Below are 15,352 nucleotides of genomic sequence, written 5' to 3'. Positions count from 1 at the left end.
AGCAGCGATGTTTTTCGCGGCGTAGCATGGCGGCTTTGGTTAACTCATGGCGGCTGAAAATGACGTGTTTGAATGCGCAGAGGGTGGTTAAAAAATCCCCGGACGCGGGTGTGCGCGCGCTGCGCGCGCGGGGTGCCAGCAGGGATGAAACAATGAAGCCCCCACCCTACGGGGCCGAAGTGGCTGCTGAGTTAAGCACTCGCAACGTGGATCCGGAATGGCTTGATCGCATGCTCGCCATCGCCCTGCAAGTAGCAGCCAGGCATGGCGTGCCCTGCCCCTACGCGCCCGAATACGGTATCCAGTGTACGGGCGAGATTTATATGACCTTGCCCGTGGACGTGAGCCACGACGAGGCTGCCATGCTCGGTATTGAATTCGCTATCGAGATGTATACCTTGATTCCCGATTTTCCGGCCGAGCACATCGCCGCCGACATCACCCGTCGGAGGCGCGATGACTGATAGCAACGCACTGCTGCAATGCGCTGAACAGCTTTTGGCGGCACACGGCGCTGATGACGAAACCGTGCGCCGCACTGTGGCCAACCGGGCCTATTACGGCGCGTACCATGCCTGCCGCGATGCGGTGCATCGCCTGCAGTTGCCGTATTTCGCTGAAGTCTCAGGGGGCTCGCACGCCAGAGAATACAAGGCGATGGAAGCCTGCCGCGCTCATCACTGCGCACATCCCGAGCGAGTGCGCGCTCTGGCTTACCGCTGCCAACGGGTTTTGCGACCACTGCGGGTCCACGCGGATTACGAGCTGGTCCGTGCGTTTAGCCGGGACGACATGGACCAGACGCTGACGCATGCCAGGCAAGTCACCGCAGGCATTGCCACGATCAGCCAACCGCTTCGTGAAACGCAACAAAAAGCCCGCAACACGTGCGGGCCTTCTGCCGATCAAACCAGGCGGACTTAACCGCCGCTGACCTTGTACTTGGTCGCCAGTTTCTTGGCGTGGTCCAGATGGCCTTGTAGCGTCGGTTCGGTTTTTGCCGCAAAGCCTTTTACGTCGGCATCGCTGCCACCGCTAGCTTCTTTCTGGAACAACGCCACGGCTTCTTCGTGCGCTTTGACCTGGAATTGCACATAAGCCTGGTCAAAGGCCTTGTCGTGCAGCTGCTCCAGCTTGGCAATTTCGCCTTGCTGCGCCGAATCCGGGTCATGCGGCACCGGTTTGGCTTTTAGTGCGGCCACGGTTTCGAGGTTCTGCGCGGCTTTGGTGTGGTCCTCGATCATCATGTTGGCGAAGGCCTTGATGTCTTTGGATTTGGAATGCTTTAGCGCCAGTCGGCTGGACTGGATTTCCGCTGCGCCCGCATGGCCGGCTTTGTCGACAAAGTCAGCGTCGTCTTGCGACAGCTTGGACGGCTGCACATCCGCCGCGGGTTTGGCGGCGGTGTTACCGGTGGACGACTGGGTATCCGCAGCATGGCTAACGCCAGCGGCCAGCAACAGACCGGCCAGCAAGGCAGGTAACAAACGACGTGATTGCAAAGTACGCATAGCGATTCTCCGATGTAGCGATTGTTGGTTTTTTTTGGTTCTCGCGGTGCCCGCCGTTGCTACGCCGGGCACCGTGTCTGGGTAGCGATTATTTAGTGGCTGATGACCCAGCCGCCGATGCGCCAGCGCCGCGCCGGAGCGCCCTGGCCCACCAGACCGGCGAGCAACGCGCCTGGTGTCGAGGGGTTCAGCGAGACCGCGCCGCGATCGCGCTGATCAAAATACGGCGTGTTGGTGCCGGGTTCATCCGGACTGCGTGGCGGCTCCTTGATCGGGCCGGGTGGGTCCGAAAACGGCGGGTCCTGTTCCGGGTTGTGCGGAAACGGCTCATCCGGCTGGATCGGCTGCGGCGTGGTCGGTGGCCCCGGCAAATGATCAGGCGGCTCGCCCGGCACACTCGGTGGCAGGGCAACAATTCGCGGCATAGTTTCGGGCGCGCGGCTTGGGGTATTGGATGGGGTGGTGCCGGGATTCATGGTGCACTCCTGCTTGGGCCGCATTGCTCAGCGCGGGGCGGTACACGGTATCCGTGGCGCTGGCCCGGCGTCGTGCGCCGTTGCGGCAATCTGGTGCAGGTATCATGCGCGTTTGGCGGTGTCACCAAAGTCAGACAAAGCACGAATCCCCCGTGAGACAAGCCCGGCTCTCGCTGACGTGCATGGCATACTGGCCGCCCCGTTGCACGCCGTTTGCGCCGCCTTTAAACGCCCTCCGATATCACCATGACCGACACTTTTCCGCTCGTCCATGCCCACCGTGTGGTGTTACGGCAGCTTACGCACGCAGATGCGCCGCGCCTGCTGACCATCCATAGCGACCCCGAGGTAATGCGCTGGTTTGGCGCCGACCCGATCCGACAACCAGAAGAAGCGATCACGCTGATCGATATGTTCAACGCACGCTGGTCCGATCCGGTGCCGGGCGTACGTTGGGCCATTCAGCGGCGCAGCGATGGTGTGTTGTTGGGTACGTGCGGCCTGGGGCGCTGGAATCGCAGTTGGCATAGCGCGGTCACCGGCTACGAACTGGCGCGTGATGCATGGGGCCACGGCTATATGGCCGAAGCGTTGGGCGCGGCGCTAGGCTGGGGCTGGGCGCGGATGGCGCTGAATCGGGTCGAAGCGCAAATTCATCCCGACAATGCGGCATCAATCCGGCTGGTGGAAAAGCTCGGTTTTGTGCGCGAAGGCTTGCTACGCCAGGCGGGTCACTGGAATGGCCAGTATCAAGACCTGCTGCAATACGCGTTGCTGAAAGCGGACTTTGCGCGGGCAGATTTGCAGCGCAGCGACGTCCGCTGACGCGGCGCGGCCCGCTGCAAATCGTGCATGCCCGTTATCGTTCAAGCGTGCGTATCGACGCGGCCCGGCGGCGTGGTGGTGGCGGCAGGAGCCGGTGACGGCGCGGGCGTGGGGCTGTTAACGCGCGCAGTGTTGACGGGTTTGCTGGGCGCAGCAACGGTGGTGGAAGACAGAGGGCTGATGGCCATGGTGTTGCTCCAGAGTAGTGGGTCGGGCGGTTAAATCTTGTGCGTTCGGGCGGCGCGGTCAGTTGCCGGCCAGCATCGAATCGATTACCGGGCCCAACTTGGCCCCGGTGTTTTTCCATTTATCAAAACCGTAATTGGAGGCCTCGTAGCTGGCGCTACCCAGCAACTGGCCATTGCGGCGCAAAGACAAGGCGGCTTCGCCCAGATAAGACACGTCTTCATCCTGGCCCCATTTCTTTTCCCATTTGCGCGAGGCGCTGTAATACAGCGTGGCGCAACCGGGCGGTTCGGTGCCAGGCGAATACACGCGGCTTTCGATACCGTAATGCTTGAGGCCCACCTGCAATGACGGCACGAAATCCGGCACCGTCACGCGCTCATTCCATTCGATACACACTTCCTTCAGCGACAGATAGGGGCGCACGTACTGGAAGGTATTGGCGTTCTGGCTGGAATTGGCGGCGGCGGCGGTAATGGTGGCGATGCCGTCGGCGGTGGCCGAAATAATGCCGTCCACCGGCACCACCACGCAGCCAGTCAGCCCGGTCAGCAGCACCAGCGCCGGCAGCCAGCGCGCCGCGCAAATCAGGTGCTCAGTCAAAGCCCAGCACGCTCATAAAGGTTTGTTGCAGCCAGCCCACGGTATTGGCATCCGCCACCACGCCATGGCCCACTTGCTCCAGCCGCACATCCGCCACCTTATTGGACGGAATACTGTTACCGGCGCGGATATCGCGTTTTTTAACAATGCCGGAAAAGCGCAGCGTATTGACGTCGCCGTTCAACGCAATGCGTTTGTCGCCCGCGACTTCCAGATTGCCGTTGGCCAGCACGTCGATCACGGTCACGGTCAGTGTGCCGGTCATGCTGTTGGCGTTGTCGGTGCTGCCCTTGCCGGTAAAGGTGTCGTTGCCGGTGGACGTGACGTTAAGGTCAAACAGCGTCTTGATCAGGCCGCCCATATTGGCGGTGGAGCCGGGGCCTTTAAAGCCGACGGTGCCCGATTTACTGGCGCTGGTATTGGATTTGTTGCTGCCGGTCAGCGTCTCGGCAATGGTGATGGTCAGCGTGTCGCCCACATGCGAGGCCACCGATTCCTCAAACAGCATCTGCGCCGAAGCGGCCTGAAAGATCGAGCCCTGGTTTTCATAAGCGGGTTGCTCCACCGGCGCACGCGCATGCGTAGGGATGGTGATCATGGACTGTTGCGGAGCGGCACACCCCGCCAGCGTCAACGCGGTCAGGGCCGTCAGCAGCGGGCAGTAAACTCGGAACAACGACATGGCGACCTCACAGAAAATGCATCGACCCAGCGATAGCGGTGTCGATTGTGAGGAAGCAAAAAGGAAGAAATGTGCAAGAACGGTGGAACTTGCGCGGCCGCCGCTCCGGCAGCCGCGCAAGGTAAGCGCTTAAAGCGGCGGGGTTTCCGCGGCGGCGTCGATGTCTTCACGCCGTTCGCGCGGCAGCACCAGATTGAGCACGATGGCCACAATGCTGACCAGGCCGACACCGGCCAGTTCGTGATCGCCCAGCTTCAAGGTAAAGCCGCCGATGCCGCAGGTCAGGATCACCGAGGCAATCACCAGATTGCGCGGCGCCATCAGATCGACCTTGCCATCAATCATGGTTTTGACGCCCAGGCTGGCGATAGTGCCAAACAGCAAGACCATTACCCCGCCCATCACCGGCAACGGAATCGACTGCAGAATGGCGTTGAACTTGCCAAAGAACGCCAGGATGACGGCCAGGCAGGCGGCCCAGGTCATGATCACCGGATTGAAGTTGCGCGTAATCATCAGCGCGCCGGTGACTTCGGCATAGGTGGTAATCGGCGGCCCGCCAATCAGGCCGGCGAAACACACGCCCAGGCCATCACCGGTCAAGGTGCGATGCAAGCCGGGGCGCTGCGTATAGTCTTTGCCGGTCACCTTGCCTATGGCCATCACTGCGCCCACGTGCTCGATCGCCGGGGCAATCGCTACCGGCAACATGAACAGCGCGGCGCTCCAGTTCACGATGGGCGACACCAGCGTGGGCAGCGCAAACCACGGCGCGGCGGCGATGCGGCCGTAATCCACCATGCCCATAAACGACGCAACGATATAGCCGACAATCACGCCCGACAGAATCGGCACCAGCCGCAGCAAACCCCCGGCAAACACCGACACGATGATGGTGGTAGCCAGCGAGATGGTGGCCAGAATCAGCGACGGCCAATACGCCACCAGCTGTTTGCCGCCACCCTGCCCCATCGCCATGCCCGAGGCAGTGACCGCTACCGACAGACCAATCACCATAATCACCGGCCCGATCACCACCGGCGGCAGCAGGCGGTTGATGATGCTCATGCCGCGCCAGCGGATCAGCGCGGCCACCACAAAATACATGACGCCCGCGCAGAACAATCCGAACTGCGTAGCGGCCTGGCCCCAGGTATGCATCGAAAAAATGATCGGCCCGATAAAGGCAAATGAAGAGCCGAGAAACAGCGGCACTTTGCGATCCGTACACAACTGGAACATCAGTGTGCCCACGCCCGCGCCCAGCAGCGCCATCGCCGGATTCAAACCGGTGAGCAGCGGCACCAGCACCAGTGCGCCGAACGCGACAAACAGAATCTGCGCGCCCGAAATAAATTGTTTGAGGCCTGAAAACATTGCGTCGCCTTTTATTGATGTTGGGTTTGGAGGTGTATGGCCATCAACACCGTGGATAAAACAACGCCGGGACAGCGCCCGGCGTGGTGATAATCAAAACGGTCAGCGCTTGGCGACCGTCCCGAAAATCTTGTCGCCGGCATCGCCCAGGCCCGGAATGATGTAGCCCTGCTCATTCAGATGGCTATCGAGCGCAGCGCTGTAGATCTGCACATCCGGGTGCGCTTCATTAACCAGCTTGACGCCTTCCGGCGCGGCCACCATCACGATGGCCTTGATCTGCTTGCAGCCGTTGCGCTTGAGCATGTCGATGGTGGCGACCATCGATCCGCCCGTGGCCAGCATCGGATCGATGATTAGCGCCAGCCGATCATCCAGGCTGCCGACAAATTTCTCGAAATACGGCTCGGGCTGCAGTGTTTCTTCATTACGCGCCAGACCAACTACGCTGATCTTGGCCGACGGCACCAGGTCCAGCACGCCGTTGAGCATGCCCAGACCGGCGCGCAAAATCGGCACCACGGTCAGTTTTTTGCCTTTGATTTTTTGCACTTTGACATCGCCACACCAGCCTTTGATGGTGCGATGTTCCAGTTGAAGATCGCGCGTGGCTTCATACGCCAGCAAACGCGCCAGTTCTTCGGTCAGCAGGCGGAATTTGTTGGTGCTGACGTCTTCTTCGCGCAGCAGCGCCAGTTTGTGCTGCACCAGCGGATGGTCGACGACGGTGAGTTGCATGAAGGCGCTCCGGGGATGTCTTGGGGGATTGCTGCGTATTGTAAGGGTTTCGGCGCAAGTCGCACATTGCTGTAATCGAGAGGTGGTCAAGGCGAGCGCCACTTGCCCTGACCCGCCACTGCCTGGCCCCAGGCGCACCAGACTGACCGTCGCCCGCATTACCTTACTGCATCATCCCGCCGCCACTAGTGCGGTTTGCGTGGTGGCCAGGCCCACGCCGAGCGCCGCCATTTCCGCAATAAACGCCTCGCCTTGCGCTTCAAAACCGGGCACCGGACTCATGCAATCCGTCAGCAATACCAGGCGCGGGGCGAATTCAGGCCCCAGATGACGCACCAGCGAGCGCACCGAACTGGCCACGCAATGCGACAGCGCTTCGCCCGCCACCAGAATGCGATCGGCGTCGATCAGTTGCGCCACATTGCGCGGATTGAACGCGGTGTATTCGGGGTCAGAGGCCAGCGGCACATCGGCCTCGAACGCGGAGAAATGCTCGGTGTCCGGATTCTCGCCTTTGCGCAGCCAGATCGTTTTGGTGGCCACCGCCGTCAATGCCTCGGCCAGCGCCGGGTACACCGCCCCGCCCCACGTGTCTTTCAGACAATGTTCCGGCCAGATCCACAGCCCGCATTGCGCCAGATAGTCCAGCGCATGCTGGCGACGCGACGGGTCCACCGGCGTCCAGCGTCCGCTTTGCACGTCTTGCAAGGTGATCGGCGACATCGGTGCGGGATGCGCGCCGTCCGCGTCGCGCCACCAGGTGGGATGTGCGATGTCATAAGCGGCGTGCGTATCCAGCGTCACGGTAACGCCCGTCAGCGCATCGTTGTGTTTGGTTACAAAACCCGCCAGCCGTTGCATATCTTGCGCGGCCCCCGCCACCGGCAATGCGGCGCGCGGCTGGTCGATAAAGTCGTTTTGCGGATCGATGATCAAAAGCTGCGTGTTCAAGATGCGTGTCCTTGCTGCAAGTCGAGGCGATGGGCTGGATTCTACGCTGGCGCCTCGGCGGTTTTAACTTGCGATATCGGCGCGTGGCCCATCCAGCGCCAGATGCGCGCGCAGCCGGCTCAGTTCGCGCTGGATGGCCGCCGTCAGACCGGCGCGGGAAATCGCCGCTATCGTCAGACCGCGGTCTTCCATCTGATCACGAACAATATGCAGCACGGTATCGGACGTAAAAAACTTGCCATCAATAAACTCGCCGCGCTCCTGCACCAGTTGGTTAGCCGTGGCATGTAGCAGTGACAGCAGTGTGCGTTCGATCTCGGCATAACAGCCATAGGCGGACACCAGCGTCGCGCCGTCGCCGTAACGCAAACTGACCGATAGCGGCAGCGCGTGCAGACCTGCGGGAAACGCCGGTAATAGCGCATCAAGCGGCAGCCGGAACAGATTGGCCACGGCCTCGTCATTGCGCAGATAACCCGCGATCAGCGCGTGGTTGGATGTTGCGGCGGCCAGCAAGCCGGTCTGCGCTGACGCGATGGTGATGTCGGCGACCAGTTCAATGCCGCTCATTTCGCACACGCTGGGTTCAAACTGCAGGCCAGCTCGGGCACGCGGATTGGCTGCGACCGCAGCGGTACCCGCATCCGGCGCAGTGGAAGGCGGCGGCGTTTTTTTGAAGCGCAGCAGCGCCGCCGCCACTGCGATTTCCAGCGCTAACAGCGCCAGACCCCACAGGGCGCCGTTTAACAGCGTGGTGTGGTCGCCAACGACGCCAAAGACGATCAGGGGCAGGATCAAAAAATAAATCATGGTGGGGCACGCTGGGCAGGATTGGGCTAGCGGATTATGGCGCAGCCTGCGCGCGCCATCCTTGATTAGGCTGCAACTTTTGTGGCCCGGCGCACGCGGCAAGGCCTCGCCCGGACCGCGCATCCGGGACTAACGGTGCGTGTCGCGCCTGGGCCACGCCAGGTTTGTATCGGATTATTTACAGGTGTAAAGAATCTTGTATAGTCACTTGGCATATGCGAAGAAGGCCTCATAAAAACAGCCGTCCCACGATCTTCCGCACATTGATTTTCTTAACATTGCCAATCAGGAATTGATATGACGCTCCGCCAGATTACGCTCGCCCTTACCGCCGTCGCCTCGCTGGGCATGGCTGGTTGTAATTCGATTGCGGGCAGCACCAATATGCTGACCGATGAAAAAATCCGCTCCTCCACCGGTGGCGCACTCGGTTATGCCCCGGCGGATCTGACCATCGTCAGCCGTCGCACCGATGGCACCAATACCTATGTGGCTGTCAAGGCCAAGGACAAGAAAGAATTCAACTGCATTATCAATGGCGGCAACCTGCTGACCATGGGCATGACCAATCCGGCGTCTTGCGCCAAAAAAGGTGAGCCGATCAAGGGCGCGGGCCTGGGCGGTTGATTGCAGCAGCGTTGGCTTGCTGGCGCAAATAAAAAGCGGACCCTGGTGGTCCGCTTTTTAATGTCTGCCTTAATGAAAATCGCGGCTGCGGGTGGAGAGTTCGCCCAGCAATTCGCTACGGTCTTCCAGTCGATGCGCCACCACGTGGCGGACGCCTTCGGCATATTGCACCACGCCGTAGACGGCCAACAGGCGCGCGGTCAACATCACTTTGCGCTGCAGCTCGCCCAGCTTGGGCCAGATGATGACGTTGACGTTGCCGGTCTCGTCTTCCAGCGTTACAAACACCACGCCTTTGGCGGTGCCCGGCCGTTGCCGCACGGTAACAATGCCGACCGGGCGCGCGGGTCGGCCGTTTTCCAGCGCGTTGATGTCCGCCGCCGACATCAGTCGTTCTTTGCGCAAACGGCTGCGTAACAAGGCCAACGGGTGCGCGCGTAAGGACAGTTGCTGGCTTTGATAATCCGCCACCACTTCTTCGCCCAGCGTTGAGGCGGGTAGCTCCGGCGTCTGCTGATCGCCTTCTTGATACCCCAGATCATGCGTGGCATCGAGCCCGCTGACATGCCACCACACCTGGCGCCGCGTACCCGCCAGCGATTCCATCGCGCCGCCTTCAGTCAATGCACGCAACATGCGTTGGTCCAGCCGTACCAGCCGCTGCAAATGCGCCACTGATTCAAAGCCATTGCGCGGCCGGGCGTTCACCAGTTCGATCACCGGTAGCTGGCTAACGCCATCCAGCTGGCGCAATCCCAGCCGCACCGCCGGTTGTTCCGCCGTGCCGTCGCGCGCGATTTCGAGCGTGCTGTCCCAATGGCTGTGTTGCACATCGGCCGGGCGCACTTCGATGCCGTGGCGGCGCGCGTCCTGGATCAGTTGCGAGGCACTGTAAAAGCCCATCGGCAGCGAGTTGAGCATGCCGCACAAAAACGCGGCGGGCTCAAAGCATTTAAGCCAGGCCGACACATACACCAGCGAAGCGAAGCTGGCCGCGTGCGATTCAGGGAAGCCGTATTCCGAAAACCCTTCGATCTGCTTATAGATACGATTGGCAAATTCCTCGGTATAACCGCGCTCCAGCATGCCGTCGAACAGCTTCTGTTTGTATAAAGCCAGCTTGCCCGAGCGCTTCCATGCCGCCATCGCGCGGCGCAGCTCGTCAGCCTCGCCCGGGGAAAAACCGGCGGCGACTTCGGCCAGCTTCATTACCTGTTCCTGGAAAATGGGTATCCCCAAGGTGCGCTCCAGCACCCGATGGACCTCCGGCGTATGCTCTTCGAGCTTTTCTTTTCCCTGCCGCCGCTGCAGATACGGGTGCACCATGCCGCCCTGGATCGGCCCCGGTCGCACGATGGCCACTTCAATCACCAGATCGTAAAAGGTGCGCGGTTTCATGCGCGGCAGCATCGACATCTGCGCGCGCGATTCGATCTGGAACACGCCGATGGTATCGGCCTTGCAGATCATGTCGTACACGCGGCTGTCTTCTTTGGGCAGGCTGGCCAAGGTCCATAATTTGCCGCGCCAGCCATGCACCAGATCAAAGGTGCGGCGAATGGCGGACAACATGCCCAGCGCCAGTACATCCACCTTTAAAAGCTTCATCGCATCCAGATCGTCCTTGTCCCACTGGATGATAGTGCGGTCGACCATGGCGGCGTTTTCGATCGGCACCAGCCGGTTAAGCGGTCCGCGCGAAATCACAAAGCCGCCCACGTGTTGCGATAAATGGCGGGGAAAGCCCAGCAATTGCTCCACCAGCGACAGCAGCAATTTAACGGTGCGGCCGTCAGGGTCGAGGCCTGCTTCGATCAGCCGCAGCGGAAGTTCAGCGCGCTTGTCCCACCACGACAAAGTGCGCGAAAGCCGATCAAGCTGATCTTCCGCCAGGCCCAGCGCGCGGCCGACATCGCGCACCGCCGATTTGGGCCGATAGGTGATGACGGTGGCGGCCAGTGCGGCGCGATCGCGCGTGTATTTTTGATACAGATACTGGATAACGATTTCGCGCCGGTCGTGCTCGAAATCCACGTCGATATCGGGCGGCTCGCCGCGCTCTCGCGAGATAAAGCGCTCAAACAATAATTCGGAGCGCGCCGGGTCCACCGAGGTGATGCCCAAGGCAAAACAGACGGCGGAATTGGCGGCCGAGCCGCGGCCCTGACACAGAATGTTCTGGCTGCGCGCAAACGTGACCACGTCCCATACCGTTAAAAAATACGGCTCGTAGGCCAGATCGATGATCAGTGTCAGTTCGTGCTCAACCTGCTCGCGCACTTTGAGCGGAATACCATCGCGGTAATAGCTTTTAAGGCCACGGTCGACCAGTTCGCGCAGCCATTCGCCGGGCGTTTTGCCATCGGGCACCAGTTCGGCCGGGTATTCATAACGTAGCTTGTCCAGATCCAGATCGCACAGATTGGCCACGCGTACCGTTTCGGCCAGCATTTCGGGCGGATACAGGCTGGCGATGCGCGGACGGCTGCGTAGATGGCGCTCGCCATTGCCATGCAATTCCAGCCCGCATTCGGCCACCGGTTTATTAAGGCGGATGCTGGTCATCACATCTTGTAGTGCGCGGCGCGATCGGGCGTGCATATGCACATCGCCTGCCGCCAATGCCGGTAAACCACTGACTTGCGCCAGCCATTGCAATTGCGCCAACCGTTGCGCGTCGCCGGGGCCGTGCAGCAATTCCACGGCCAGCCAGGCGCGGTCGCCAAACTGGGCGCGCAGCCAGTCGGCATCGTGCAATTCGGGCTGAGTGGGCGGTAGCCAGATGGCCAGCAAATGGCTGGCGAATTCGGCGATATCGTCGCGCGTCAGCCGGTATTCGCCTTTGTCGGCATTGCGCCGGCCGCGGCTGATCAGCTCGCATAAATCGCCATAGGCATTTCGTTCTGGCGCCAGCAGCAATAGTCGAAAGCCATCGACCAAGGCAAATTCGGCCCCGACGATCAGCTTGAAATGCGCGGCTTTAGCGGCGACGTGCGCGCGCACAATCCCCGCCAGCGAGCATTCATCAGTGACGGCCAGCGCGTGATAACCCAGCTCTTGCGCGCGCCGCACCAGTTCTTCGGCATGCGATGCGCCACGCTGAAACGAAAAACTGCTCAGGCAATGCAGCTCGGCATAGTCCGGGGCTTCGGTTTGTAAGGCGGTGGCGTCAATCATGCGAATAATCCGTGCAGCCACCACGCTTGCGTGCTGCGGTCCTGAAACACCCAGTAATGGCGGCCGGATACGCCACGGGCAATGTAATAATCGCGCGCCACGCTTTCGCCATCCCACCAACCGGTTTCGATGCGCTCGGGGCGGCCTTCGCACTGCAAAGCTTCGCCATGCCACAGCTGTTCGTTGCGCCAGGCCAGCGCATGCGGCTGCGGCAATAACCAGCCGGGGCGCGGGCCCTGGGGTCTTGCGGAGGGTGGAGACGGCTTGCTGGCCTCGCCCGGTTCGCAGGCAACCCAGGCACGCTCGGGCCGATGCTCGGGCACGGTGCGCACGCCCTGTACGGCATCGTCACCCAGGCGGGCACGTAAGCGCGCCAGCAATAACTGAAAATTGGCGTCACCCGCTTCGTGGCCAAACAAACCCAGCGGCATGCCGTGCAGCGCATGCAATTGCTCGGCGATCAGCGTAATGCCGGGCGCGGCGGCGGCCAGTTCGTAGCGCTCCACCTTTTCTTGTAAAACCAGCATGAATTCTTTGGCGCGCCGCCCCGGTCGGCCAAAGCGCACCTGCAATTCGGTCGGCGGGATGTCTTCGTGGCGTAAACGGAAGGTGACTTGCTGCACGCCCAGGCCGCGGCCGCTTAAAAACAGTTCCAGCTCGTCGAACAACCATTGCGCCACATGGATAAACACCGGCACGGTTTCAACGGGATAATCCAGATCAATGCTGTGCTCAAAGCGATCGGGCGCGACAAAGCTTTCGCGCGGATCGGCCAGAATGCCCGCCGCCTGGTCCAGCACTTGCGGTAGTTGTGGGCCAAAGCGCTTGGCCAGGCCTTTGCGCGGCAAACCGTACACCTGGCCCAGATTTTTAAGGCCCAGTTGTTCCAGCCCATCCAGCGTGGCGGTAGGCACCGGCAGCACATCCAGCGGCAAGCCCGCCAGCGCAAACGCCAGTTGCGCGATATCGGCCACCGGTTTTTTAAGGCCGCAGGCGGCACGCCAACTGGCGGCCAGTGGCGTGGGCGCGCAGGCAATATGCGCGACGATGCCTTGCGCTACCAAACCATCGGCTACTTTGTGCTGCAGTGTGGTCAGGCCCCCGAAATAGCGCAGGCAACCGCCAATTTCCAGCAACAAACCGTGTTCGCCATCAATGACCACAGTGGGGGTGAATTGCAGCGCCCAGCTGGCCAGCAGCGTCAAGCGTTGCGCTTCGGCTGCGGGTTGACGCGGCTGCACATCCAGTTCGTTGACCAGGGCCAGCGCGGCCGACAGTTTCATGCCGGCTTTCAGCCCGAGCGACGCCGCCAGCTCATCGACCAGCATCGCGCGCTGGCCTTTGCCATGCGATTCGACCACCAGCCGCGGCCGCGCCGGGCCTGCGCCGGGTTCAGCGACGCGGCGCGGACAAACGAGCAGTGGCAGCGTCGGGATGGCGATGGCCAGCCAGAGCATGGTGTACCTCGGCACGGGTTACAAATAATGGCTCGGTGAGCGGCAAGCCGCGCCGTTTGCGCACATGCACGCACCAGCCTTGTTGCGCGGCTTCCACTTCGATGCGCAAGGGCAAAGGCGAGCTGCTTTCGCGCTGCGGCGGTCGCAGTAGAAAGCCCAGCCCCCCGCCCGCCTTGGCCGCCAGTTGCAAACGACGGCAGGAGCGATCATCCAGCACCCCCGCCACCCAGCCCAGCACCGCGCCACAGGCGGGTTCGCGCAAGGCTTGCTCCATGGCCCACAAGGTGTCGCCTGCGCTGGCCGGGCGCACCCATACCAGCCGCGCCAGATCAATGCCGGCCTGTTGCCACGCGGGCGCATACGGCACACAGGGCGGCGCCACCAACACCAGCTCACGCTGGCGGCCGATATCTTGCAAGGCGGGCCACAGCAGGCTGAGTTCGCCACTGGCCGCACCTTTGGCCACCAGGATTTCGGCCATGCTGGCGGGCTGCCAGCCGCCATCGGGCAAGGCGTGGTCCAACGCGGCGTAGCCGGTCTTGATTACTTCAAAGCGATGTTGCATGCGCCCATCGCCGCGCCAGATGGCCGGATGGCGCAATACATCGGCCAGTTCTGGGGCTGCCATAAGATGCCTGCGGGTCGATACGAAACAGACCTCATCATATAGAACGAATGTTCTACATGGCAAAATATCGCGATAAACGTCGCCCTCCAGACTATTCTGAAAAGCCCTGTCCGGCGCGGCCACGCTGGCTTAAGCGTGGTGATGACGTAACAGGTTTGTTAGAATCCGGCAGCTTGATTTTCCCAGTCGTCTACCCCGGAACACATATCATGAGCCTGCGACGCGTCGCCCTCGCACTGATCCCCTATGCTTTTGCCGCCGCCCAGGTGTTTGCCGGCGATGTCGAAGACATCCAGCAATTGCTGAAGGCGAAACAGTACCCCGCCGTCCTCGAACGCTCCGACGCGTATCTGGCCAAAAATCCGAAAGACGCACAGGTGATGTTTACGCGCGCGCTGGCGCTGGTGGAGCTGGGCCGGACTGATGACGCCATCAAGGCGTTCAATGCGCTGTCGACTGAATACCCGCAGTTGCCTGAGCCATACAACAACCTGGCTGTGCTGTATGCGCAGCAAAACCAGCTGGATAAAGCACGTACTGCGCTGATGATGGCGATCCAGACCAATCCGTCGTACGCCATTGCGCACGAAAACCTGGGTGATCTGTATGCGCGCCTGGCGTCGCAGGCCTACGACAAGGCGCTGCAACTGGAAAGCGGCAACCAGGTGGTGCAAACCAAGCTGACGCTGGTGCGCGAACTGTTCAGCAATAATCCGGCGATGTTGCCCGCCAAGGGTGGCAGCAAGGTCGCCAGCGCCAAGGCGCAGCCGATTCCCACCGTTGCGCCCACACCCCGTGTGACGCCAACCACACGTCCGACTGCGGTACCTGCCACGCCCGCCCCGGCCGTGATTGCCGCGGCCAAGCCGAGCCCTACGCCGGTTCCGACCCCCGTGGCCACCCCTGCGCCGACACCCGCTCCGACGCCCGCGCCGGTCAAGCAAGCGCCTTCCAACGATCTGGAACAAGCGGAAGTGGCGAATGCCGTGGATGTCTGGGCGCATGCCTGGGCCGGGCGCGATGTCTCGGGCTATCTGGCCGCCTATTCGCGTAATTTCAAAACACCGAAGGGTGAGAAGTTTGCCGACTGGGCGCGCGAACGGCGCGACCGCATTACCGCGCCCAAATCAATTGACGTAAAAGTCAGTGATCTGAAGATTGATTTCACTGATAGCAGCACGGCTAAGGTAAAATTCCGCCAGAGTTACAAGTCTGACCGGTTGAGCTCGACGACCGGCAAGACTCTGATCCTGGAAAAGGCCGGCAACCGCTGGTTAATCGTCGAAGAGCGGACCTGAGTTTTT

The 15,352-nt window shown here is 61.4% G+C and carries 17 protein-coding genes; 6 read left to right on the top strand and 11 right to left on the bottom strand.

What is annotated here, in order from left to right:
* Positions 1 to 152: 152 nt before the first annotated feature.
* Positions 153 to 464, top strand: coding sequence for a hypothetical protein (locus WG78_RS04665; RefSeq protein ID WP_152969060.1), 312 nt, complete (start codon positions 153 to 155; stop codon positions 462 to 464).
* A complete protein-coding gene (locus tag WG78_RS04660; RefSeq protein ID WP_053936606.1) occupies positions 457 to 924 on the top strand; it encodes a hypothetical protein in 468 nt (155 codons plus the stop codon). The genes WG78_RS04665 and WG78_RS04660 overlap by 8 nt, the downstream gene beginning before the upstream one ends.
* Here the strand turns inward: WG78_RS04660 and WG78_RS04655 are convergent.
* Both WG78_RS04655 and WG78_RS04650 read right to left on the bottom strand, forming a co-directional pair.
* Positions 921 to 1,511 (bottom strand): DUF4142 domain-containing protein, encoded by a 591-nt coding sequence (locus WG78_RS04655; RefSeq protein ID WP_083458766.1) that lies wholly within the window; start codon positions 1,509 to 1,511, stop codon positions 921 to 923. The two genes, WG78_RS04660 and WG78_RS04655, sit on opposite strands and share 4 nt — an antisense overlap.
* Positions 1,512 to 1,603: 92 nt before the next feature.
* Positions 1,604 to 1,987, bottom strand: a complete 384-nt coding sequence (locus WG78_RS04650) for a hypothetical protein (protein ID WP_152969059.1) — start codon at positions 1,985 to 1,987, stop codon at positions 1,604 to 1,606.
* A gap of 246 nt (positions 1,988 to 2,233) precedes the next feature.
* Here WG78_RS04650 and WG78_RS04645 point away from each other — a divergent pair, with 246 nt between their 5' ends.
* On the top strand, positions 2,234 to 2,812 hold the full coding sequence (locus tag WG78_RS04645; RefSeq protein ID WP_053936603.1) for a GNAT family N-acetyltransferase: 579 nt from the start codon (positions 2,234 to 2,236) through the stop codon (positions 2,810 to 2,812).
* A gap of 27 nt (positions 2,813 to 2,839) precedes the next feature.
* Positions 2,840 to 3,034, top strand: coding sequence for a hypothetical protein (locus WG78_RS04640; RefSeq protein WP_053936602.1), 195 nt, complete (start codon positions 2,840 to 2,842; stop codon positions 3,032 to 3,034).
* A 24-nt stretch (positions 3,035 to 3,058) separates the two neighbouring features.
* Here the strand turns inward: WG78_RS04640 and WG78_RS04635 are convergent, their stop codons facing one another.
* The 6 genes from WG78_RS04635 to WG78_RS04610 all read right to left on the bottom strand — a co-directional run bounded on the left by WG78_RS04635 (position 3,059) and on the right by WG78_RS04610 (position 8,159).
* Complete coding sequence (locus WG78_RS04635; RefSeq protein ID WP_083458765.1) at positions 3,059 to 3,601, bottom strand: hypothetical protein; 543 nt, start codon at positions 3,599 to 3,601, stop codon at positions 3,059 to 3,061.
* A complete protein-coding gene (locus WG78_RS04630) occupies positions 3,594 to 4,283 on the bottom strand; it encodes a flagellar basal body L-ring protein FlgH (RefSeq protein ID WP_053936601.1) in 690 nt (229 codons plus the stop codon). The genes WG78_RS04635 and WG78_RS04630 overlap by 8 nt, the downstream gene beginning before the upstream one ends.
* Positions 4,284 to 4,412: 129 nt before the next feature.
* A complete protein-coding gene (locus WG78_RS04625) occupies positions 4,413 to 5,660 on the bottom strand; it encodes a uracil-xanthine permease family protein (protein ID WP_053936600.1) in 1,248 nt (415 codons plus the stop codon).
* Between the two features lie 102 nt (positions 5,661 to 5,762).
* Positions 5,763 to 6,398 carry a uracil phosphoribosyltransferase gene (gene upp, locus WG78_RS04620; RefSeq protein WP_053936599.1) on the bottom strand — a complete coding sequence of 212 codons (636 nt, stop codon included), beginning with the start codon at positions 6,396 to 6,398 and terminating at the stop codon, positions 5,763 to 5,765.
* Positions 6,399 to 6,569: 171 nt separating this feature from the next.
* Positions 6,570 to 7,349, bottom strand: a complete 780-nt coding sequence (locus WG78_RS04615) for a cysteine hydrolase family protein (RefSeq protein WP_053936598.1) — start codon at positions 7,347 to 7,349, stop codon at positions 6,570 to 6,572.
* 63 nt (positions 7,350 to 7,412) lie between these two features.
* Positions 7,413 to 8,159 (bottom strand): hypothetical protein, encoded by a 747-nt coding sequence (locus WG78_RS04610; protein WP_053936597.1) that lies wholly within the window; start codon positions 8,157 to 8,159, stop codon positions 7,413 to 7,415.
* A 297-nt stretch (positions 8,160 to 8,456) separates the two neighbouring features.
* Here WG78_RS04610 and WG78_RS04605 point away from each other — a divergent pair, with 297 nt between their 5' ends.
* Positions 8,457 to 8,786 carry a hypothetical protein gene (locus tag WG78_RS04605; RefSeq protein ID WP_053936596.1) on the top strand — a complete coding sequence of 110 codons (330 nt, stop codon included), beginning with the start codon at positions 8,457 to 8,459 and terminating at the stop codon, positions 8,784 to 8,786.
* Between the two features lie 69 nt (positions 8,787 to 8,855).
* Here WG78_RS04605 and WG78_RS04600 read toward each other — a convergent pair whose 3' ends face one another.
* From WG78_RS04600 to imuA, 3 genes are read right to left on the bottom strand one after another with little or no spacing between them, the layout of a single operon-like run.
* On the bottom strand, positions 8,856 to 11,963 hold the full coding sequence (locus WG78_RS04600; RefSeq protein ID WP_053936595.1) for an error-prone DNA polymerase: 3,108 nt from the start codon (positions 11,961 to 11,963) through the stop codon (positions 8,856 to 8,858).
* A complete protein-coding gene (locus tag WG78_RS04595) occupies positions 11,960 to 13,420 on the bottom strand; it encodes a Y-family DNA polymerase (RefSeq protein WP_053936594.1) in 1,461 nt (486 codons plus the stop codon). The genes WG78_RS04600 and WG78_RS04595 overlap by 4 nt, the downstream gene beginning before the upstream one ends.
* Complete coding sequence (gene imuA, locus WG78_RS04590; RefSeq protein WP_053936593.1) at positions 13,356 to 14,048, bottom strand: translesion DNA synthesis-associated protein ImuA; 693 nt, start codon at positions 14,046 to 14,048, stop codon at positions 13,356 to 13,358. Before imuA ends, WG78_RS04595 begins: the two co-directional genes overlap by 65 nt.
* 209 nt (positions 14,049 to 14,257) lie before the next feature.
* Here imuA and WG78_RS23235 point away from each other — a divergent pair, with 209 nt between their 5' ends.
* Positions 14,258 to 15,346 carry a L,D-transpeptidase Cds6 family protein gene (locus WG78_RS23235; RefSeq protein WP_053936592.1) on the top strand — a complete coding sequence of 363 codons (1,089 nt, stop codon included), beginning with the start codon at positions 14,258 to 14,260 and terminating at the stop codon, positions 15,344 to 15,346.
* Positions 15,347 to 15,352 lie beyond the last annotated feature (6 nt).

The organism is Amantichitinum ursilacus, from assembly GCF_001294205.1.
GTDB classification, from domain to species: domain Bacteria; phylum Pseudomonadota; class Gammaproteobacteria; order Burkholderiales; family Chitinibacteraceae; genus Amantichitinum; species Amantichitinum ursilacus.
Note: the sequence above shows the minus strand (reverse complement) of the source record. Positions and strands in the feature narration are given on the sequence as shown.